The organism is Streptomyces sp. NBC_01508 (assembly GCF_045040315.1).
Classification (GTDB): domain Bacteria; phylum Actinomycetota; class Actinomycetes; order Streptomycetales; family Streptomycetaceae; genus Streptomyces.
This window is the reverse complement of the sequence record NZ_CP109419.1, coordinates 5757382-5776219: the sequence shown is the minus strand read 5'-3', so window position 1 is coordinate 5776219 and position 18838 is coordinate 5757382. Positions and strand designations below refer to the sequence as shown.

General features: G+C 70.6%; 16 protein-coding genes and 1 pseudogene. 2 read left to right on the top strand and 15 right to left on the bottom strand.

Going from position 1 to position 18838, the window contains the following annotated elements; translation table 11 throughout:
- Window positions 1-24: 24 nt before the first annotated feature.
- The 9 genes from OG700_RS26885 to OG700_RS26845 all read right to left on the bottom strand — a co-directional run bounded on the left by OG700_RS26885 (window position 25) and on the right by OG700_RS26845 (window position 11046).
- A complete protein-coding gene (locus tag OG700_RS26885) occupies window positions 25-1161 on the bottom strand; it encodes a DegT/DnrJ/EryC1/StrS family aminotransferase (RefSeq protein ID WP_405617844.1) in 1137 nt (378 codons plus the stop codon).
- 316 nt (window positions 1162-1477) lie between these two features.
- Window positions 1478-2218 carry an amidohydrolase family protein gene (locus tag OG700_RS26880; protein ID WP_405617841.1) on the bottom strand — a complete coding sequence of 247 codons (741 nt, stop codon included), beginning with the start codon at window positions 2216-2218 and terminating at the stop codon, window positions 1478-1480.
- Window positions 2215-2997, bottom strand: a complete 783-nt coding sequence (locus tag OG700_RS26875; RefSeq protein WP_405617839.1) for an amidohydrolase family protein — start codon at window positions 2995-2997, stop codon at window positions 2215-2217. The genes OG700_RS26880 and OG700_RS26875 overlap by 4 nt, the downstream gene beginning before the upstream one ends.
- Complete coding sequence (locus tag OG700_RS26870; protein WP_405617837.1) at window positions 2994-3920, bottom strand: carbohydrate ABC transporter permease; 927 nt, start codon at window positions 3918-3920, stop codon at window positions 2994-2996. Before OG700_RS26870 ends, OG700_RS26875 begins: the two co-directional genes overlap by 4 nt.
- A complete protein-coding gene (locus OG700_RS26865) occupies window positions 3920-4798 on the bottom strand; it encodes a carbohydrate ABC transporter permease (RefSeq protein ID WP_405617835.1) in 879 nt (292 codons plus the stop codon). The genes OG700_RS26870 and OG700_RS26865 overlap by 1 nt, the downstream gene beginning before the upstream one ends.
- A gap of 7 nt (window positions 4799-4805) precedes the next feature.
- A complete protein-coding gene (locus tag OG700_RS26860; RefSeq protein WP_405617833.1) occupies window positions 4806-6068 on the bottom strand; it encodes an ABC transporter substrate-binding protein in 1263 nt (420 codons plus the stop codon).
- Window positions 6069-6190: 122 nt separating this feature from the next.
- The gene (locus tag OG700_RS26855; protein WP_405617831.1) at window positions 6191-8293 is read right to left on the bottom strand and encodes a hypothetical protein; all 2103 of its coding nucleotides are present in this window, start codon (window positions 8291-8293) and stop codon (window positions 6191-6193) included.
- Window positions 8294-8651: 358 nt separating this feature from the next.
- Window positions 8652-9920 carry an MFS transporter gene (locus OG700_RS26850; RefSeq protein WP_405621997.1) on the bottom strand — a complete coding sequence of 423 codons (1269 nt, stop codon included), beginning with the start codon at window positions 9918-9920 and terminating at the stop codon, window positions 8652-8654.
- 325 nt (window positions 9921-10245) lie between these two features.
- Window positions 10246-11046 carry an APH(3'') family aminoglycoside O-phosphotransferase gene (locus OG700_RS26845; protein WP_405621995.1) on the bottom strand — a complete coding sequence of 267 codons (801 nt, stop codon included), beginning with the start codon at window positions 11044-11046 and terminating at the stop codon, window positions 10246-10248.
- A gap of 477 nt (window positions 11047-11523) precedes the next feature.
- Between OG700_RS26845 and OG700_RS26840 the strand changes: the two genes are divergently transcribed.
- Window positions 11524-12795 (top strand): monodechloroaminopyrrolnitrin synthase PrnB family protein, encoded by a 1272-nt coding sequence (locus OG700_RS26840; protein ID WP_405617829.1) that lies wholly within the window; start codon window positions 11524-11526, stop codon window positions 12793-12795.
- A 17-nt stretch (window positions 12796-12812) separates the two neighbouring features.
- Here OG700_RS26840 and OG700_RS26835 read toward each other — a convergent pair whose 3' ends face one another.
- The 5 genes and pseudogenes from OG700_RS26835 to OG700_RS26815 form a co-directional block, all read right to left on the bottom strand.
- Window positions 12813-13358: a DUF6630 family protein gene (locus OG700_RS26835; protein ID WP_405617827.1), complete on the bottom strand. Its 546-nt coding sequence runs from the start codon at window positions 13356-13358 to the stop codon at window positions 12813-12815.
- Window positions 13359-13542: 184 nt separating this feature from the next.
- A pseudogene (locus OG700_RS26830) lies at window positions 13543-13818 on the bottom strand (MFS transporter); the annotation flags it as partial.
- 271 nt (window positions 13819-14089) lie between these two features.
- The gene (locus tag OG700_RS26825) at window positions 14090-14593 is read right to left on the bottom strand and encodes a GNAT family N-acetyltransferase (protein ID WP_405617825.1); all 504 of its coding nucleotides are present in this window, start codon (window positions 14591-14593) and stop codon (window positions 14090-14092) included.
- A complete protein-coding gene (locus OG700_RS26820; protein ID WP_405617823.1) occupies window positions 14590-15915 on the bottom strand; it encodes a DUF4032 domain-containing protein in 1326 nt (441 codons plus the stop codon). The genes OG700_RS26825 and OG700_RS26820 overlap by 4 nt, the downstream gene beginning before the upstream one ends.
- Window positions 15916-15968: 53 nt before the next feature.
- Window positions 15969-17210, bottom strand: a complete 1242-nt coding sequence (locus OG700_RS26815; RefSeq protein ID WP_405617821.1) for a damage-control phosphatase ARMT1 family protein — start codon at window positions 17208-17210, stop codon at window positions 15969-15971.
- A 290-nt stretch (window positions 17211-17500) separates the two neighbouring features.
- Between OG700_RS26815 and OG700_RS26810 the strand changes: the two genes are divergently transcribed.
- Window positions 17501-18334 (top strand): class I SAM-dependent methyltransferase family protein, encoded by an 834-nt coding sequence (locus tag OG700_RS26810; protein ID WP_405617819.1) that lies wholly within the window; start codon window positions 17501-17503, stop codon window positions 18332-18334.
- Here OG700_RS26810 and OG700_RS26805 read toward each other — a convergent pair.
- Entirely contained in the window at window positions 18315-18788 is a 474-nt protein-coding gene (locus tag OG700_RS26805; RefSeq protein ID WP_405617817.1) for a DUF1772 domain-containing protein, read from the bottom strand. The two genes, OG700_RS26810 and OG700_RS26805, sit on opposite strands and share 20 nt — an antisense overlap.
- Window positions 18789-18838 lie beyond the last annotated feature (50 nt).

The following is an 18838-nucleotide window of genomic DNA, read 5'->3' as shown; positions in this document are numbered from 1 at the left end:
CGCCGGTTTCCGCCGCCGGTCCGCTCACGCCGGGCGCGTGAACGCCTCCCGCACCTTCCGCGCCGCCCGCGCGATGTCCGCCATCGCGTCGTCGTCGGCCATCAGCAGGTGCTGCCGCACCCACACCGTGGCATCCGCCTCCGCCTCCGCCACCGGGCACGGCCGGGCGTACGCGGCGAGCGAAGGCTCCACCGACAGCGAGCGGTAGCCGGCGTCGAGCGGGATCCCCTCGGCCGCCATCGCGGCGATGAAGTCGTCCTTCGTACGGCCCCCGAACGCCTTCGCGTCGTACCGCAGCAGCGCCAGGTGCCAGGTGTGCCGCTCCGTGTCCGGGGGCGCCGGGCGTACCGACAGGCCCTCGACGTCCGCCAGCGCCTCGGCGAGCACCGCCGCGGAGCGCGTCCGCCGGTCGATCTGCGCGGGCAACCGCGCGAGCTGCGGCCGCAGTACGGCCGCCTGGAAGCCGGTCATCCGCAAATTCCAGCCCAGCGTGGGGTGTTCGTACCAGCCGCCGTCCAGTCTCCGCCCGACGTTGTGCAGGGACCACAGCCGCTCGTACGTGCCGCGGTCGGCGGTGACGACGGCACCGCCCTCCCCCGCCGTCATGGCCTTGCTCGCCTGGAAGCTGAAGCAGCCCGCGTCCCCCAGCGTCCCCGCCGCCCGCCCGCCGCGCACCGCGCCGTGCGCCTGCGCCGCGTCCTCCACGACCGGCACCCCGGGCGCGCCGGCGTCGGCCACCGCCCCCGAGATGTGGACCGTCATGACGGCGCCGGTCCGCGGTCCGACGAGGGCGGCGACCGCCTCGGGGTCGACGAGCAGCGTGTCGGGGTGTACGTCCGCGAGCACCGGCCGGGCGCCCGCCAGTACCACCGCGGAGGCGCTGGCGACGAACGTGTACGCCGGGACGATCACCTCGTCGCCGGGCTCGACGCCCACCGCGCGCAGGGCGAGGAACAGCCCCACGGTGTTGTTGACGGTGCACACCCCGTACGGCGCGCCCACCGTCTTCGCGAACGCCGCGGCGAAGTCCTCGACCTCCGGCCCGTTGGTCGCGCCCCACCGCCCGCTGTCGAGCACGGCCAGCAGCGCCGCGCGCTGCTCGTCGGTGGCGGGCGGTGGCCACTGGGGCCAGGGTGCGGTGCGTACGGGCGACGACGTCACTGGATTCCTCCGAGGATGCCCCGGCCTTCAGGCCGGGGAGGAACCGGACTCCCGCGCCCGTCTCCGATCTGGCGTGAGGTCGCCAAGTCGCCGTAGACCGCCCACCCAGCCGGGTAAGCTGACTGCCGTACGTTGCGAGAACCAAACGCGTACGCCGTGCTGGTCGAGAACCAAGACAGCACTTGCACCTCCGAGCTATGCCGTATCGAACCGGGCTGGTTTCAACCCGGCTGGTGCTGATCGTGGAAGACCTGTCGGGTCGCTGACCCGCAGGCAGCGTGAGCCAGGAATCCCCCTGCTCCAGCTGGGGGAGGATTCAAAAAAGGCCCTTCATGGTTCCGTAGAGAATTTGTGCGCGCTCCGCCTCGGAAAGCTCCGCCAGCGCTACGCGGCCGAGCCCGACCCGCAGGTCGAGGAAGACGGCGTCCGAGCCGAACGCGATCCGCTCGGCGCCCACTTCCCGTACCAGCCGGACGAGGTGCCGCGCCGTCATCCGCGAACCGCATGTCTCCAGCACGAGGTTCGGGGCCGCAGCCGCCGCACGCGCCGCCGCGGCGAACCCCTCGGGCCACAGCCCGGCGTGCCCCATGAGGAGGGGCAGTGCCGGGTAGCGCGGGCCGACCGCCGCGAAGCGCGCGGGGTCGGACCAGGGCGAGCCGTACTGGCCGTGGGAGAGCACGGGCACGCCGCGCTCCGCCGCGATCTCGAAGGCCTCGGCGTACGCGGGCGAGTCCAACTCGGCTTCGTGCACATCCGGGTGGAGCTTGACACCGACCATGCCGGGTGCGTCCAGCAGGTCGCGCAGCCGGGCGCCGGCTTGCGGGTCGTGCGGCTGGTAGACGGCGTAGCCGAGGAGGCGCCCCGGGTGCCGGGCCAGGTCGGCCACGAGCAGCGCGTTGCCGGCGCGGGCGTCGGGGCCGACGGCCAGCAGGTGGGAGACGCACGCCTGGGCGACGCCGCAGCGGTCCATCACGGCGAGCAGGCTCCGGGCGGAGCCGTCGGGGATCGCGAAGTTGAACCAGCGGCCCAGGTGCGCGTGCGCGTCGATGACGTTCATCCGGCCTCCCCTCGTCCGGTCCCGCGCCCACCGGCCCCGCGCCCACCGGCCCCGCGCCCACCGGCCTCCCGGCTCGCCTCCCGCAGCAGCCGGTCGGCGTTGCCCGCGGCGATCCGCGCGACGTCCGCCTCCGGCAGGTCGAGGTGGTCGAGCTGGAAGCGCGGCCCGGCGTCGTCGGTCAGGGGCGAGCCGGTGCCGAACAGCACGCGGTGCGCCCCGAAGTGCTCGGCGACCCACTCGACCTGCCGGTGGCCGCAGAGCGTGGAGGTGTCGACGTACAGGTGCTCGCAGCGGCCCATGAGTTCGGCCAGCTCGCGCAGGACGCGGTACCCGGTGCCGAGAAGGACGAGCGGCGGCATGCCCGTACGGCGGGAGAGGTGGCGCCGGCCGGCGGCGTCGAGCTGTTCCCAGTCGATCAAGGTCACGGTGCGCCGCTCGCCCAGCAGTTGGAGCAGCCGGGAGCCGGCGTCGGCTCCGTCGCTCGCGTCGTCCCCGAGCGAGAAGCGGTGCGCCGCCGGGTAGAGCCGTACCACCGGCGCCGGCGGCGGCTCCCCCGTGCCGAGCGGGCCGGGGATCACCACCGGCACGGCCAACAGCCGGTCCTCCTCGACCGGCGGTGGCACGGTCAGCGGGTCGCCGTAGACGGCGTGCGAGTGCACCACCCACGCCTCGTCGACGCGCAGCCTGTCCAGCTCCGCGCGCATCGAGTCCGCGTCACGGCCGGGCACGTCATCGTGCGGTACGGGCCCGAGGATCCGGTTGACGTCGACGACCCTCATGACTTCAGCCCTGTCGTCGCGATGCTGTCCGTCAGATACCGCTGGAGCAGCCCGAAGACGAGCAGGCACGGCACCACGGTGATGGTCGCCCCCGCCATGACCTGGTTGATCGTCACATTCTCGCCGTCGAGCGTGGCCAGCCCCACTGTCAGCGTGTGCATGTCCCCGGACTGGGCGATGACCAGGGGCCACAGGAAGTCGTTCCAGTGCCACAGGAAGACGAACACGCCGAGCGTCGCCATGATCGGCCGGATCAGCGGGAGGACGATCGTGGTGTAGATCCGCCACTCCGAGGCGCCGTCGATCTTCGCGGCCTCGAACAGCTCGTCCGGCAGCTGCATGATGAACTGCCGCATCAGGAAGACGGCTTGGGAGTTGGCCAGGGTGGGGACGATCATCCCCCAGTACGTGTCCACGCCGCCCATCTCGGAGATGAGTATGTAGTACGGGATGAGCGTGGCCTGGAACGGCACCATCAGGGTCGCCAGGAACGACCAGAACATGATCTCCCGGCCGGGGAAGCGTTTCTTCGCGAAGGCGTAGCCGGCCATGGAGGCGAACAACAGGATGAACACGACGGAGACCACGGAGTAGATCGTCGAGTTCAGCGCCCAGCGCAGGATGTCGGAACTGCCCAGGACCTCCTGGAAGTTCGCCAGCGTGGCCCGGGTGATGTCGAAGGCACCCGGCAGGGTCTTGCCGCTGTGCGGGGCGAAGGCGACCAGCACCATCACCGCGAACGGGGCGACGGTCACGAACGCCACCAGCACCAGCAGCGTCGGCAGCCCGAGCCGTGCCGGGCCGCGGTCCGCCCGCGGCGCCTTCCGCGTACGGCCTCCGCCGCTGCCCTTTCCGGTGCCCTTGCCTCTGCCTTTGCCGCCGCCCGTGTCCGGGGGCGTGTTGTCGCGGGTGAGCAGAGCCATCAGTCATCCCTCCCGATCAACCACCGCTGGATCAGCGAGAAGACCAGTACGACCACGAAGAGCACCAGTCCCAGCGCGCTGGCGTAGCCGAAGTCGAAGTACTTGAAGCCGGTGTCGTAGAGGAAGTAGACGAGGCTGTAGCTGGAGCGGACCGGGCCGCCGGCCGTCATGACGTACATCTGGTCGAAGACCTGGAACGCCTGGATGGCCTCGATGACCAGCACGAAGAACAGCACCGGCCGCAGCATCGGCAGCGTGATGTGGCGAAAGCGCTGCCAGCCGCCGGCACCGTCGATCGTCGCGGCCTCCGTGACGGCCTTCGGTATCGACTGGAGGCCGGCGAGCAGGATGAGCATCGAGTAGCCGAAGCCCTTCCAGGCCGACGTCGCCGCGATCGAGGGCAGCACGAGCGAGTCGCTGCCGAGGAAGTCGACGGAGCCGAGAGACAGGGCGCCGAGGGCGGAGTTGAGCAGGCCGTCCTCGACCTCGTAGATCCACTTCCAGACGACGGCGGCCAGCACGATGCTGGTGACGTACGGCAGGAAGAACACCCCGCGGAAGAAGCCGCGCAGCCAGATCGTGCGGTGCAGCAGCATGGCGGTGCCGAGGGCGAGGCCGACCGTCAGCGGGACGTAGACGGCGGTGTACAGGGTGGTGACGCCGAGGCTCTCCCAGAACAGATCGTCGTCGATCAGCCGGGAGTAGTTCTCGGCCCCGATGAACTCCCATTCGCCGCTGAGCCGGTAGTCGGTCAGCGAGAGGAACCCCGCCCCGAGCACCGGGCCGAAGCGGAACATCAGGAACAGGAGGAGCATCGGGGCCACGAACAGCAGCCCCGCGCGTGCGTCGTGCCGGCGCAGCGGCGCAATCTTCCGCATCCGGCCGCTACCGCTGCCTGGCCAGCAGGTCGTCGGCCTGCCCGGCCGCCGAGTCGAGGGCCTCCCGCGGAGACTTCTTGCCGGTCATGGCCGCCTGGATCTCCGGGGCGAGGATGCCCATGAGCTGGCGGGCGACGGGGCTGGACTCGCCGGGGACGACGACGGACAGGGCGTCCTGGAGCTGCTTGGCGTACGGGTTGTCGGAGGGCACGGTGACGTCCGTACGCGGCGAGAGGAAGCCGGTCTCCTTGTTGAGGCTGACGATCTGGTCCGGCTGGGTCATGAACGTGATGAACTGCTCCGCGCCCTTGATATTGCCCTTGGCGTTGATACCGAGGGCGCCGGGGACGCCGAAGGCGGCCTGCTTCTCACCGGTGAGGGGGGCGCCGACCAGGACGTTCTCCTTGCCCCACGCCTCCCCGGCGACGCCGAAGTCGATGCCGGAGTTGGTGAAGCCCATCGCGACCTGCTGTTTGCCGAGCGCCTGGTCGGCCACGACGTTGGTGTTCGTCAGCGTCGACTTGGGGACGGCGCCCTGCTCGTAGAGGTCGGTGAGGAAGGTCAGGGCCTCGACGCCCTTGTCGTCGTTGAACGCGACGCTCTTGCCGTCCTCGCTGAAGATCTTGCCACCGGCCTGCCAGAGCAGCGGGTAGAAGTTCAGGTTCAAGGTGGCTTCGTTGCTGGCGGAGTAGTCCAGTGTGGCCAGGCCCTCGGCCTTCAGCTTCGGCGCGGCGGCCTTGACGTCGTCCCAGGTGGCCGGGGGTTCCTTGATGCCGGCCTGGTCGAGGAGCTTCTTGTTGTAGAGCGTCGTCGTGATGGTGTGGTAGATCGGGGCCGCGTACACCTTGCCGTCGTGGGTGAGGGAATCGAGGGCGCTCGGCAGGAACGTGTCCGCGTCCGCCTTGATCGCGCCGTCCACGGGGGCGAGGGCGTCGTTCGCGAGGTACTGGGGTATCTGGTCGGGCTGGAGGACCACGACGTCGGGGCCCTTGCCGCCGCTGAAGGCGGTGGCGAGCTTCTCGTCGCGGTTGTCCCAGGGCTGCTGCTCGATGGTGAGCCGCGCGTCCGGGTGCTTGTTCTCGTACGCCTTCTCCAGGCCGTCCCAGTAGGCCGCGTTGGCCTTGGGATCGCCGATCACCGGGTACATCCAGACGGTCACCTCCTCCGAGACCGAGCCGGACCCGCCGTCGGAGCCGCCGCAGGCGGCGGTGAGGGCGGTGAGGCTGAGCAGGGCGAGGGGGATACGGACGCGCTTGAGCGATGAGTTCATAAGGGCCTCCGAGGGCCTCGGGTTGCAGTGGAGCCCGTCTAGTTTCGGCCTTGACCGAAACTAACCATCTACTTTGGGACTGTCAATGGCTTTGCGGCGAGGGGGATTGAGGCCGGCCCGGATCAGTCGTCCTGGTCGCCGGGGACGCTGTCCCGCGGGTCGACGCGGTACAACTCGGCGCCGCTGCTGAAGTAGAGCCGGCCGTCGGGGTGGGCGATGAGCCGCCGGTGCGCGTGCTCGACGACCAGCACCGGAGGCTTCCGCGACCAGGGATCGACGCGGTAGATCCGGTTGCCGTCGATGCTCGCGTACAGATACCGGCCCAGTACGGCGAGATCGCCGCCGCCCCGGCCGGCGCCCACCGTGAAGCGCCGGACGACCTTGGGGGCGGGCGGGCTGACGCGCGGGCTGGCGTGCGGGCTGATCGCGAAAACCGTGTTTCCGGCGATGCCCCAGAGCTTGCGGTCAGGGCCGATGGCCACGGCGGTGACGGTGCCCGCCCCCGGCACCGGGACCAGCTCCCAGAGCTTGCGCTTCCTTCGGACGTGCCAGGCGAAGACGGCGCCCGACTCGCGCGTGGGCGGGGTGGTGCCGAGGCCGCCGGTGATCGAGCAGCCGCCGTAGACCACTCCGTCCGCGGTGGCGAGGGCGAAGACCGACTCGTCCCGCACGACGTGCCGGGTGACCTCCAACTCGCCGCTGTCCGGGTCGTACACGGCGAGCGCCCCGCCGAGCCGGTCGCCGTCCGGGACGGTGCCCATGACGACCTTCCCGCCCACCTCCACCAGGGCCTTGGCCCGCATCTGGACATCGTCCTTGAGCGTGTAGGCCCGCTCGGGATTGTCCGGGGTGCCGTCCGGCCCCGGGGAGTACTCGGGGGAGCTCCAGGTCTTCCCCGGCTCGTAGCGGTAGAGGCGCGCCTCCGGGTACGTACCGACCCACAGGGAGCCGTCGCCGCCCCGCAGCAGCGACTCGATCTGCGAGAAGCGGTGGAACTCCGGCTTGCCGGTGCGGGTGTCGACCGAGGCGAGGCCGCCGTTGAGGAACCCGCCCGCGTAGACCGTGCCGGGGCCGCCGGCGCCGAGGGCCAGGATCTCGATCGGCTCGTCGCGGCGGACCTTCGACTCCAGGGTGGCGTACGCGCCGGTCCGCGGGTTGTAGCGGAACATCGCGCCGCGCCACAGCGTGCCGACGAGGCTGGTCCCCGGGTAGTCGGGCAGGCCCAGCTCGGCCCAGCCGATGGAGCGGGCGTTCTGCACCCGGCCGGTGAAGGTGAGGCCGGTGCCGGTGAGTTGGCGGGTGGCGGGGTCGTAGCGGCGCAGCTCGCTCTTCTGGATGAGATAGACGCCGCCGTCCGCGTCCGGCGGGGAGATGTTGAGGCCGTGCGCGTCGGGGATCTCGTCGGTCCAGGCGCGGGCGGCGAGGTCGTAGACGAACATCGGACCGGGGAAGGCGCTGCCCATGCGGGCGTAGAGGCGGCCGTCGTGGATGTCGAGGTCGTACACCACCTGGCCGTCGGCGGACGGCAGTCCCGGCGGCTTGGGCAGCTCGGTGAAGGTGCGGGTGGCGGGGTCGAACTCGGCGATACGGGCCTGGGAGTACGCGCCGCTGTAGACCTTGCCACCGGCGCAGGCGAGGCTCTTGACGTACGTCTGGTCGGCGATCGGGCGGCCGAAGTCCTCGACGGCGCCGGTGTCGGGGTCGTAGCGGAAGAGGTGGCCGTTCGGCGACCCGCCGCCCCAGACCTTGCCGTCGGCGTCGACGGCGAGCCGCCAGACGAACGTCTCGCCGGGGACGGGCACGCCGAGATCCTCGACGGTGTCGCCGCCGCGCCAGCGGTAGAGCCGGCCGCCGTTGCCGTACGAGCCCACGTACACGGCTCCGTCGGGGGCGGCGGCCGTCGCCCAGGCGCCCTGGGCGCCGGGGAGGGGTGCGGAGACGAGGACGTCGCCGGTGGCGGGGTCGATGGCGTTGAGGTGGGCGGGCGCGCCGGTGGACACGTTCCAGCAGGCCGGGCGGCCGTCCGGGCCCGGCGCCACGGTGCCGCCGATGAGGAGCACGTCGGTGAGGGGAACGCCGAGGGAGTCGGGGCCGGCCGGCACTGGGCCGTTCGGGGCGGCCGCCCGTACTGGGGCCGCCGCTGTGGCTGTGGTTGCGGCTGCGGGCAGGGCGGTGGCGGACAGTGCTGCGGTCGTGCTCACCAGAAACGCACGGCGCGTCGGCATGGTGTGGAACACCTCCGGTTCCGGGCTTGAGTTACGGCGCCTGAGTTACGGCACTAGCCGAAAGTGATACGCCGTGCCCTAAGGGGCCGTCAAGACTCTGTTCGTGTCCGCAACTTGACCGCAACCATTGACGGTAGGCGTCAGGCTCGCTCTACTTACGGCACTGACCGAAATCTAGACCAGGGGGTGGAACGCCCATGAGGCATTGATCCCTCGCGTTGCCCCTCGCGTTGCCCCTCGCGTTGTCCCTCGGTCTGCTGCTCGGTCTGCCGCTCACCCTTCTCGGCATCACGCCACCCGCCGACGCCGACATCGGCGGGTGACCCGCGGCACCACGACATGCTGTCGGCCTTCCGGATCACGGACTTCCGCCGACCGGGGGCGCCTCCGGCCTGAGTGCGGCCGGGGCCGGCAGTTCTCTGCCCAGGCGCGCGAGAGGGGAAAGCGCCATGAAGAGCGGAGACAGAAGCATGCCGATGACGGTCAGCAGCACGCCGGTTCGTAAATCCAACCGGGTGGCGAGAAAGCCGCCGAGCAGCGAGCCGAGTGGAGTCAGCCCCATGCCCACGAAATCGAGCGTCGCGACGACTCGGCCCTGTATCGACAGCGGCGTGATCGACTGCCGAACGGCCATGACCGTGACATCGACCAGCTGACTGAAAGCGCTGAAAAGGAAGTTGATCGCCATGAGGGCGGCGATCGTAAGAGCGGCGGAGCCACGCAGCGCGGGTACGAACAGCATCACGCCTTCGGCGAATACCGCCGAGGACACCAGCACCACGCCGTAGCCGAATCTCTTCGGCAGCCTGGCCGACAGCACGGAACCCACGAGCGCGCCCGGACCCATGGCCGCGAGCACCAGGCCCACGGCCGTCGCCGAGAGGTGGAGCGTGCGGGAGAGGAAGAGCAGATAGACGGTCATCAGGGCCGCGAAGAAGAAATGGAAGAGGGCCGAGGCGAGACCGACGGCCCGCAATGAGGGATCGCCGACGACGAAACGGAGACCTTCGGCGATCTGCCGTCGCATCCGGGCGGGTCGTTCGACGTGCCGGGGTATCGGCTCACGGTGCCGAATGCGCCGGATCGACAGGAAGGACACGGCGAAGAAGAACGCGCCCGTGACGACGGCGATCGGTGCCGTGAGAAGCGACACGAGCGCACCACCGAGCGCGGGTCCGCCGATCTGCGCCGCGGATCTGCTGCCCTCCAGCGCACTGTTTCCCTGCACCAACTGATCGCGTCTGACGAGCCGTACGAGAGCGGCCTGGTAAGCCACGTCGAAGAACACCGTGAGTACGCCGACGAGAAAACCGAGAACGAGCAGTAACGGAATTCCGAGTACGCCGAAAAGAAAGGCGACCGGGATCGCGGCCAGTGCCACCGCCCGGCCGAAGTCCGCCAGCACCATCACGTTGCGGGAGCGCCAACGGTCCACCCACACGCCGACGAAGAGCGAGAACAGCAGGATCGGTACCTGCTGGACCGCGCGGAGCGCGCCGAGTTGAGTGGCGTCGGCGTTGAGCGCCACCACGGCGAGGAGCGGTACGGTCACCTGGCCGGCCTGCGCCCCGAACTGGGAGGCGGTCTGGCCTGCCCAGAGACTACGGAAGTCGTGATCCCGCCACAGACTCGGCACAGCGGGCCGGGCCTTTCGGGGCGACCGGGCCGGTTGTGGCGGGCGGGGTGGGCGGGGTGGGCGCGGCGGCGGCGGTTGACCGGAGTTGGAGAACGGAGTGGGCACGGACGGCACAAGGCCCCCTTGGAGTTGCTGGGACGAAACCCGCTGAAATGGGGCGGGGAAGCGTTCGCTGTGCCGCAGCTCAAAGGGCAGCACGCGATGACAGGTCGGTCGTGACCTACGACGTCAACGCGCGCTCGGGTAACCGGGCATCTCAACTCCTCTGGAATCACTTGGTGGTTCGAGACTGAAGCGGTGCCTCAGCCCCAGAGCCTCAGCCCCACGTGAGCGGGTCGAGGCGCAGATAGAACTTCTCCCGGTCACGGTCGAGCACGATGCCGTACCTCTTCGCGAACGCCTCGTCCGCGGAGTTCGCCTGCCGTTCGTCCGCCCACGTCTCGCGGGAGTTGGCGAGCAGGAGGGCGATATCGACGTACGGGTCGGCTCCTCCGAGGCGGCCCAGATCGATGAAGCCCGCCACGTTCATGGTCTCCGGGTCGAGGATGATGTTGGGCAGGCACAGGTCCCCGTGGCAGACGACGGTCTCGGCGGCCTCCTGAGCGAGGCGCTGTTCGAGCTGCGGGACGAGGCGCGCGAGCAGTTCGTCGGGGGAAGTCCGCCGCTGGTCCTCGGAGAGGAAATCCGGATTGACCGCCCCTCGCGCGACGACATCACGGGCGGTCGCGAACATCCCCGAGAGGTCGCGCGTGAACGGGCACCGCCGCACCGGCAATTCGTGCAGCCTGCGCACGGCATCCGCGATCGACTCCCACGCCGCCTGGAGTCCCGGAGCCGGCACACGGTCGGCGGGGACTCCCGAGACGGCGCTGGTCACCAGGCAGGCAGCGTCGGGGGTGTCGCGCCAGTCGAGTACGCGTGGACCTGGAATGCCCTGCTCGCCGAGCCAGCGGACACGCTCGCGCTCCTCCTCCAGCGAGGTCGCGGAGTCGGCGGGGACGCACTTGGCGTACCGCGAGCCGTCTTCCGAACGAAAGACACTCGCCTCGGACTCGCCGTCCGTGACGGGCTCCCAGGCGCCACCGCCGTGGCCGGCGTTCAGCAGTGTTCGGAACATCGAATCGATCACGATGGCCAGCCTAGCCAGCACGGCCCCGATCGCACTCGGTTTTAGGCCCTGTCCGGCGAGGACGGGGCGGGACGAGTCAAACCCCTGCCAAGGGTGACACCGCCGCCGGTACGGGTTGTGCGGAGGCGTTCCGCGAATCATGAACGCCCCCGATGCCATCTGTGACCCACCACCCCAACTGGCTACCTTCAGTGGTGAGTCGAACGCAGAAGGCGACATTCGCTGATGGTGCGCCTCTGCTCCTCGCCGCGCATGATCACGGCGAGGAGCAGAGGCGCACCACCCGAGGAGCGAACCACCGTCGACAGGGGCCACGGCCGCGCCGAAGCCGATACGGCACGGCCGTGGCGCCCGTATGAAACTCTTTGGACCTGGACAGCAGGTCACGATTGGTCCTGGTGGCCGGGCCGTCGGGGCGGTCGGATGGGGCGAGCAGCCTTTCCCGACCTTTGGAGGACCCACGCCGTGAACAGCGCCGCTGAGGACTTCGACCGGTGGATCAGGAACGACTTCGTCGCTCTCAACACGCGGCTGGAGGAGGCGTACTTCGCGGCCGGGACACAGATTCTGCACGGTCGACCGGAGCTTGAGACGGTCAAGCGGAGGATCGGCCGAGAGGGTGCCGAACTGGTTCTCCGGGCAGCGGAAGGCGGCTCGACGCCCTCGCCGCGCCCGACACCCTCGGTGCGCCCGATACTTTCGACACCCTTGCTGCCCTCGATGCCCACGGGTGACGACGAACGGTACGAACTCCTGGGCTTGGTGGGGTTCTACCTCGCCGCGTGCCGCCGTCATGAGATCGACGGGCCGCAGTCCGCCGCCTGGCCGCTCGCCCAGTTGCTGGCGTCGTCGCTCGGCGTCGCGCCGCGCTTCGTCTTCGCCCATCAGGCTCTGTACAACCGGGCGGTCGGGGACACCTTCCGTACGTTCACCTCGCTGGCCGACGAACGCGCCTTCATCCTCTACAACGGCCTGTCGGTGCTCGCCTACCAGCGCACGGCCACCGCTCTGCGGCGCATAGCGGCGCTCGGGGTCTCCAGCCCGCTGACGGCGTATCTGCTGCGGGAGGCGCGGTCGGGGCTCGACGACGTGCTGGACCTGGGCAGGACGCTGGGCAAGACACTCGACGTCGACCGGTTCTTCCTCAACATCCGGCCGTACTTCAAACCGCATCGCGTCGGCGGCACGCAGTACCGGGGCGTGAACGCGGGCGACTTCGCGGCGATCAACTCCATCGACGTGCTGCTCGGTCTCTGTTCGCCGTACGACCCCTTCTACCAGGCGCTGTTGACGGAGAAATACCCGTACACACCGCCGGAGGACCAGGCGCTGCTGCGGGCCACCGCCACGGCCGAGCCACTGCTCGACGCCTTCCTCCGGGAGACGGCGGCCGGACCGCTCACGCCTCAACTACGCGACAACACCGAGCTGTTCCTCACCGTCTGCCGTCTGCACGGCGCCGCGTCCGCCTTCCACCACCACCGGCTCGTCGTCCCCTTCCTCCAGGAGCCCGCCGCCCGCGTGCCGCAGGACCAGGAGCCCGAGGCGGCCGACCTGACGACGAGCGGGCCGCCGCTCCACGTGGTCATGGGCACCCTGGCGCGCCTGGTCGACCTCAGGACCGCGCGGCGGCGGCCAGGGGCGGACAGCGGCGCGCGGACGGCGCTCGACCAGCTGCGGCACGCGCTGGACGCCGCCCCGGACACCCATCTCAAGCCCGCCCCCACCTCCACATAGCGGCCGGTCGGGCAGTTCTAGACACCGAGCGGCCAGACGGCGAGGCCCGCGTCCTTCGCGAGCGACACCAGTTCGTCGGCACGCCGGGCCCGCAGGCACGCCACCGGATAGCAGTCCGACTCGATGTCGAGCACCACCAGGGCCGCGCCGACCTCGCGGTAGTGCCGGCCGCACGCCTCAAGGAAGTCATGGGTCGGCAGCTCCGTCTCGCCCTCGTCGAACAGCACCCAGGGATCGACGGACGGGCGTGAGGCCAGCCCTCGCAGCCGGCACCGGATCTCGTCCGCGTCCTCCTTCCAGTCGAACTCCGCGAGCAGCTTGTGCTCGTCGAGCGCGTCCACGAGGGATATCCAGGCGAGCCCCGGAAACGGCTCACCGATGCCGCGGTCCTCCAGCCGGTCCGCGTACGTACGCACGTAGCCCTCGGGGTCCTCGTGGGCGTGCCGCACCTGTTCGGCGACGGCGGGCAGGTCGGGCGCCAGCAGTGCCGCCGCGCCGGTCAGGGACGTGAGGGCTCCGCTGTCGGCAGGACCGGGAACGGGGCCGGAACCGGGACCGGACATGGGTGTGCTCCTTCTGCGGCCAAGGTCAACGAGTCGAAGAGTGCGCGTCGTTCGGCACCTGAATCACCTTGCCACAGGGGTACGACAACGGGCCGCGGCGGTCGCTAGCGTCCGGTCGCCCCCCGCCCCCGGCCCCGTGGACTCCCCCGGCGCCGTGGACGGCGGCGTGCCCGTCGCCCGAGTCCATGATCCGGCGGTGTCCCACGATGTCGGCCAGCCGCCCGCCGAGGGCGAAGAACGCCGCCAGCGTCAGGGGATACGCGTTGATCACCCACTGCATCCCGGAGGACGAGAGCCCGAGTTCGCCGACGATGTCGGGTGCGGCGATGGAGACGATCGCCTGGTCGATGAACGTCATCGAGACGGCGAACAGCATGGCCGCGAGGGCCACTGTCTGATTCGGCGCGCCCTTCGTACTAGGTCCTGTCCGGCGGATCTTCGGGGAGCGCCGGGGTCCGATGAATCGTCTCTTTCACTCATGGGCCGGAATTTTTTTCCCGTTCTGTCACCTTGCGTATATTCGGCGCGCATGATGACGAAGGGTGACAGGTGTTCGCCGACGCGGACACGTCGAGCCTCGGTTCCCCACCGGGTGCCGGCCCGAGTACCGGCCCGGAACGGCGCTTCCGCCGGAGTGGTCCGCGCCGCATGAAGGCCTATGTGTAAGCGGCGGGCCGCAGGGCATCCGCACCCAAGGTCCCGCCGCGTTTCCCCCGTCGCGGCGGGGCCGCTCAGCTGCTCCGGCCGGGCCAGGCGATCTCGTAGAACTTCAGCCGGCCGTCGTCCGCGATCAGCCGCATCCCCACCGAGACCATGACGTGCTGGGATCCGATGTTGTCGTGATCGGTGTCGCCTCTTACGGAGGTGACACCGCCGGCCCACGCGAAGAGCAGCAGGCCGCGCAGCGCCTCGGAGGCGTAACCCCGGCCCCGTACGGCGGGGACGAGGCCGTAGCCGATGGTCACGGCACCGCTGTCGTCCGGCGGGCCGTGGAAGTCCACCCCGCCGACCGCCTGGCCGGTGTCCCTGAGGCGGATCTCGTACGTGCCGAACGGCCGGGGGTCGCCGACGGCCGCACAGGTCGTCAGGAAGCGCGTGGCACCGGAGACGTCGCCCTCGTCGGGGTAGCCGGGCGCCCAGTGCGCGCCGCTCGTCCGGTCGCCCGCGACCAGGCGCTCGGCCTCCGGGGGACTCAGCGGGTGGAGCAGCAGCCGCTCCGTCACCAGGTCGCTCATGCCCCGTGGACCCCTGTTCCGTCGAGCGGCTCACCCGAGTCCAGCGGCCTACCCGGATCCGGCTGCTCACCCGGCTCCGGCGGTTCCTCCATGAGGAGATCCGGCGCGGACGGGTCCGGCGTACGCGGCAGTATGTTGGCGACGTAGTCCTCGATGGTCGCGTCCAGCCCCACGTCGTTCCCGGCGCTCTCGGACAGATACCACCGGTGCTCCAGCACCTCGTGGTAGATCTGCGCCGCGTCCGCCCTGTGGCGCAGATCCAGCGGTACGGCCCGTACGGTCGGCCGGAACACGTCCCGCACCCAGCGGTGCGCCAGAACCTCGGGGCGTGCCCCCAACGGGTCGCCCGGCGCGTAGTCGTCCTGGCCGACCATCCAGCTCTCCAGGTCGTTGAGCAGGCGCCGGGCCTGGTTCTCCTCCGCGTCCAGACCCGTCAGCCGCAGCAGTTGGCGCTGGTGGTGGCCCGCGTCGACCACCTTGGGGAGGAACGTGACGGTGCCGCCCGCAGGCGAACGCTCTATCTGCATCTCCGCGACATCGAAACCCAGTTCGTTGAGCCGACGGATCCGGCGGTCGATGTAGTGCCGCTTGTCGACCGGGTAGACGGACTCACGCGTCAGCTCGTGCCACAGGTCTTCGTAGCGCCGTACGATCGCCGCCCCGAACGGCACCGGGTCGACCGACGGATGGAGCGAGCCCGAGGCTTCGAGGTCCATCAGCTCCCCGGCGATGTTCACACGCGCCAGCTCTATGTCGTAGTCGCGCTGGCCACGGCTGAGCTTCGGCTGGATCTGGCCCGTCTCGGCGTCCACCAGATACGCGGCGTACGCGCCCGCGTCACGCCTGAAGAGCGCGTTCGACAACGAGCAGTCGCCCCAGGCGAAGCCGGTCAGATGCAACCTCACCAGGAGGACGGCGAGCGCGTCCATGAGGCGATTCACGGTGCTCGGCCGCATGGTCGACTCGAACATCGAGCGGTACGGCAGCGAGCCCTTCAGGTGCCGCGTGATCAGCGCGGACTCCAGCGGCCTGCCGTCCGCGTCCACCCGCCCCGTCACCACGGCGACCGGGTCGACCGCCGGTATGCCCAGCCGGTGCAGATCCCTGAGCAGCCCGAACTCGCGCACCGCCGGACGCTCGGCGATCTCCTTGACCGCCAGCACCTCGGAGCCCGCGTCGGCGAAACGCACCACATGGCGCGAGATGCCGCGCGGGAGCGCCACCAGGCAGTCGTCGGGCCACTCTTCGAGTGGGACGCCCCAGGGCAGGTCGAGGAGCACGGCCGGCTGCTCCGGGTTGGTCGCGCTGATCTGGAGCGCCATGGCGCCTGCCTCCGAGGTTCGTCTCTTCGTTCCGTGTCGCCGACTCCGCTTGGCTAGGGTCTGACCTGGACGAGCGCGTGCGTTCCGCTCGTGCGCCAGGCCCCGTTCGCCCCGTCCCCCGTGACCGTGGCTTCGAGTCGCGCCACGGTGCGCGGGGCGAGGCCGACGATCACATCGGACTTCAGGGTACGCAAAGCGGCCACGGGCCCCGGAAAGTGCGCCGTGCGCTCGGCGAACGACGTGGTGGGCGGCCAGAGACGGTCATCGACGAGGCGACGGTAGTTGAGGTCGCCCTTCACGATCGTCAGGGCGGCACCCGCGAACTCCCGCCGCAGGTCGGCGGGCATCGCACGGTAGGGGAACGGGGCGCAGAAGAACCCGTGCGCCCGCACGTCGAGCCGCCCGTCGCCCATCGCGGCCCAGAGCCGCTTTCCCGCCTCGCCCGCGCTGCCCGACGCCTGGGCCAGGCGGCGCGCGCAGTCCACGACGTCGGCCATCGTGGCGTCGGACACGTAGTACGGATACGGCTTCACGTGCAGAACGACGTCGTCCGCGCGCCCCGTCGTAAGGAGGTGGTCGACAAGGACGAGGTCGGGGATCAGCTCGCGGCCGGAATTGTCGGCGATGACGTGGACGGTGGTCCGCACGGCGCCGGGCGAGCGGCCGGTGGCCAGCAGCGACCACAGCACCTCACTGTCGTCCGCGACGAGGGGCGGCGGCTCCTCACCGGCGGAGCCACCCCCGGAGCCCTCGAAGCCCTCAGAGCTCCCGGGGCCCTGCGCACCGACCGAGAAGCCGAGGTCCGCGCGGTTTCCCCACAGCGAGCCCTGGAGGTAGGCGGCGGCCCGCTCCTCGGCCGGTCGTCGGGCGAGCGCGTCGAGCGCCGCGAGTTCGTCGTCGACGAGCGAGCCGCGCAACTCGGCCCGTTTGAAGGGCGCGAACGGGTCGATGCCCTGCCACGGCCCCGGAGCGAAGTAGCCGACCGCTTCGAGGAGCCGGCGGTAGAAGTAGCTCTCGGACCAGAGGAACGGCACGTCGAACCACGAGCGGCCGAAGTACTCGCCGCCCCACGCGTCCCACCGCGCACGGTCGTGCGCGTCCGGACCCAGCGGTTCCAGCACGCCCTCCGTACAGGAGCGGAGCAGCGCGTCGAGCGCCCGGTGCCGTTCCGGGGACCACGGGAAGGCGACCCGTACCTGCTGGATGAGGGCGGGATGGCGCTCGGCCAGCACGCTCCGCGCGAACGAGCCGGGTGCGCTGCTCACGATCACGGGCGCGTCGTCCGCTTCAGGCATGGCTTCCCTGTCCTCCGGAGCTGCTCGGTGCCGGCCGATGTCACCGCCGGTCGCGGTGACCGTCGGTCGCGGTGACCGTCGCACCGTACCCCCCGCGATCGCGCCCGCTCGTCACGCCTCCGCCGCCCCGCTCGGCCCCGATCGGGAGCGTACGCAGAACTACTCATACCCCGCCCGAGTAGCCGCGCGGATACCGAGGCCCGAGCTCCGGGCCGACGCTGATGCGCATGATGAAGACGAACGCGAAGACGCACACGCGGAGGCAGAGGCAGACTCCGACGCACTCGACCGTGGCGGCCCCTCGGAAACGGACCGGTTCGCTGAAGGGCGCGCGGTGGGCGGCGATGCGCGTCCTGCTCGGCACCGTCGGCCGTGCGAGCGCCGGGGTCCGGATCGGATACCGGCACGGCTTCGACAGCGGATCGATGCTGGACTACGTGTATGTGAACAAGGCCGGCGGCTTCCCGGTCGTCGGACACCTCATCGACCGCGTGTATCTGAACGCCGTCGGATGGCGCGCCATCCGGGCCCGTCGTGAACTGCTCAAGGACGTCCTCCGTAAGGAGATCGCGCGGCGCGCGGGCGGCGGCACCGGGGGTGCCGACGGCGGCGTGCGCGTACTGGACGTGGCGTCGGGGCCCGGACGGTACCTCCAGGACCTGCTCGCGGAGTACGAGCCCGGCACCCTGCGCGTCGAGTGCCGCGACATGGACCGCGCGGGTCTCGCGCAGGGCGGGCGTCAGGCGGCCGAGCGCGGGCTGACGGGGATCTCGTACGCGTACGGAGACGCCCTCGACCCGGCGCCCGCCTCCCGGGCACCCGACATCGTCGTCGTGTCGGGGCTCTACGAACTGCTGCTGGACGACGCCGTCATCGCGGCGTCCGTCGCGCGGCTGCGCGGGATGCTGGCACCCGGCGGGGTGCTGGTCTTCACGACGCAGACCCACCATCCTCAGTTGGAGTTCATCGCGAACGTGCTGCCGAACCGCGAGGGCGTCCTGTGGGAGATGAAGTGTCGTCCCGTGGAGCTGGCCGAACAGTGGGCCGCTCAGGCCGGGTTCGGGGAGGTCGCGAGCCGGCGGGAGTCCGTGGGGCTGTTCACCGTCACGACAGCGAGGCGCTGACGATCAGCGCGAATCCCCCGACGGCGAAGAGCGTACGGACGGCGTGGAAGCGGTTCCAGCGGCCCTCGAAGGCCGCGCGGACGGCACTGTCGGGGTTGGTCCCGGGCGAGGCCTCCGACGCCGCGAGGGCGTTGTTGAGCGGGATGTTGCCCGCGACGGTGACCAGGTGGTTGACGACCACGCAGATCAGGCCGGCCAGCAGCAGCCACCCGTGGGTGTCCGAGCGGCCGTCGACGGGGACGGCGAGCGCGGCGGCCGGGAAGGCCACTTCGGCGAGGAACACGAGCACGAACAGCCCGCGCGGGACTTCCTCGTTGATCCGGCGCATGGCCACCACGAACTGGCCGTCCGTGAGCCGGGTCAGCGCGGGCATGATCCCGGTCAGGAAGATGAGCATCATGCCGGCGTACAGACCGGTGAAGACGACAGCGAGCGCGAGCAGAATGGTGGCCATGCCACACATCATGGCTCGCCGGGAGGGTCGGCGCGGCACCATTTCCGCCG

What these genes read in the sequence shown, in the direction of transcription:
- OG700_RS26835 (WP_405617827.1), bottom strand. Translation starts at nt 13,358, where the DNA reads ATGTCCGGTCCCGGTTCCGGCCCCGTTCCCGGTCCTGCCGACAGCGGA.
- OG700_RS26865 (WP_405617835.1), bottom strand. Translation starts at nt 4,798, where the DNA reads ATGCGGAAGATTGCGCCGCTGCGCCGGCACGACGCACGCGCGGGGCTG.
- OG700_RS26820 (WP_405617823.1), bottom strand. Translation starts at nt 15,915, where the DNA reads ATGGCGCTCCAGATCAGCGCGACCAACCCGGAGCAGCCGGCCGTGCTC.
- OG700_RS26815 (WP_405617821.1), bottom strand. Translation starts at nt 17,210, where the DNA reads ATGCCTGAAGCGGACGACGCGCCCGTGATCGTGAGCAGCGCACCCGGC.
- OG700_RS26805 (WP_405617817.1), bottom strand. Translation starts at nt 18,788, where the DNA reads ATGGCCACCATTCTGCTCGCGCTCGCTGTCGTCTTCACCGGTCTGTAC.
- OG700_RS26845 (WP_405621995.1), bottom strand. Translation starts at nt 11,046, where the DNA reads ATGTTCCGAACACTGCTGAACGCCGGCCACGGCGGTGGCGCCTGGGAG.
- OG700_RS26875 (WP_405617839.1), bottom strand. Translation starts at nt 2,997, where the DNA reads ATGAGGGTCGTCGACGTCAACCGGATCCTCGGGCCCGTACCGCACGAT.
- OG700_RS26860 (WP_405617833.1), bottom strand. Translation starts at nt 6,068, where the DNA reads ATGAACTCATCGCTCAAGCGCGTCCGTATCCCCCTCGCCCTGCTCAGC.
- OG700_RS26825 (WP_405617825.1), bottom strand. Translation starts at nt 14,593, where the DNA reads ATGAGCGACCTGGTGACGGAGCGGCTGCTGCTCCACCCGCTGAGTCCC.
- OG700_RS26870 (WP_405617837.1), bottom strand. Translation starts at nt 3,920, where the DNA reads ATGGCTCTGCTCACCCGCGACAACACGCCCCCGGACACGGGCGGCGGC.
- OG700_RS26880 (WP_405617841.1), bottom strand. Translation starts at nt 2,218, where the DNA reads ATGAACGTCATCGACGCGCACGCGCACCTGGGCCGCTGGTTCAACTTC.
- OG700_RS26855 (WP_405617831.1), bottom strand. Translation starts at nt 8,293, where the DNA reads ATGCCGACGCGCCGTGCGTTTCTGGTGAGCACGACCGCAGCACTGTCC.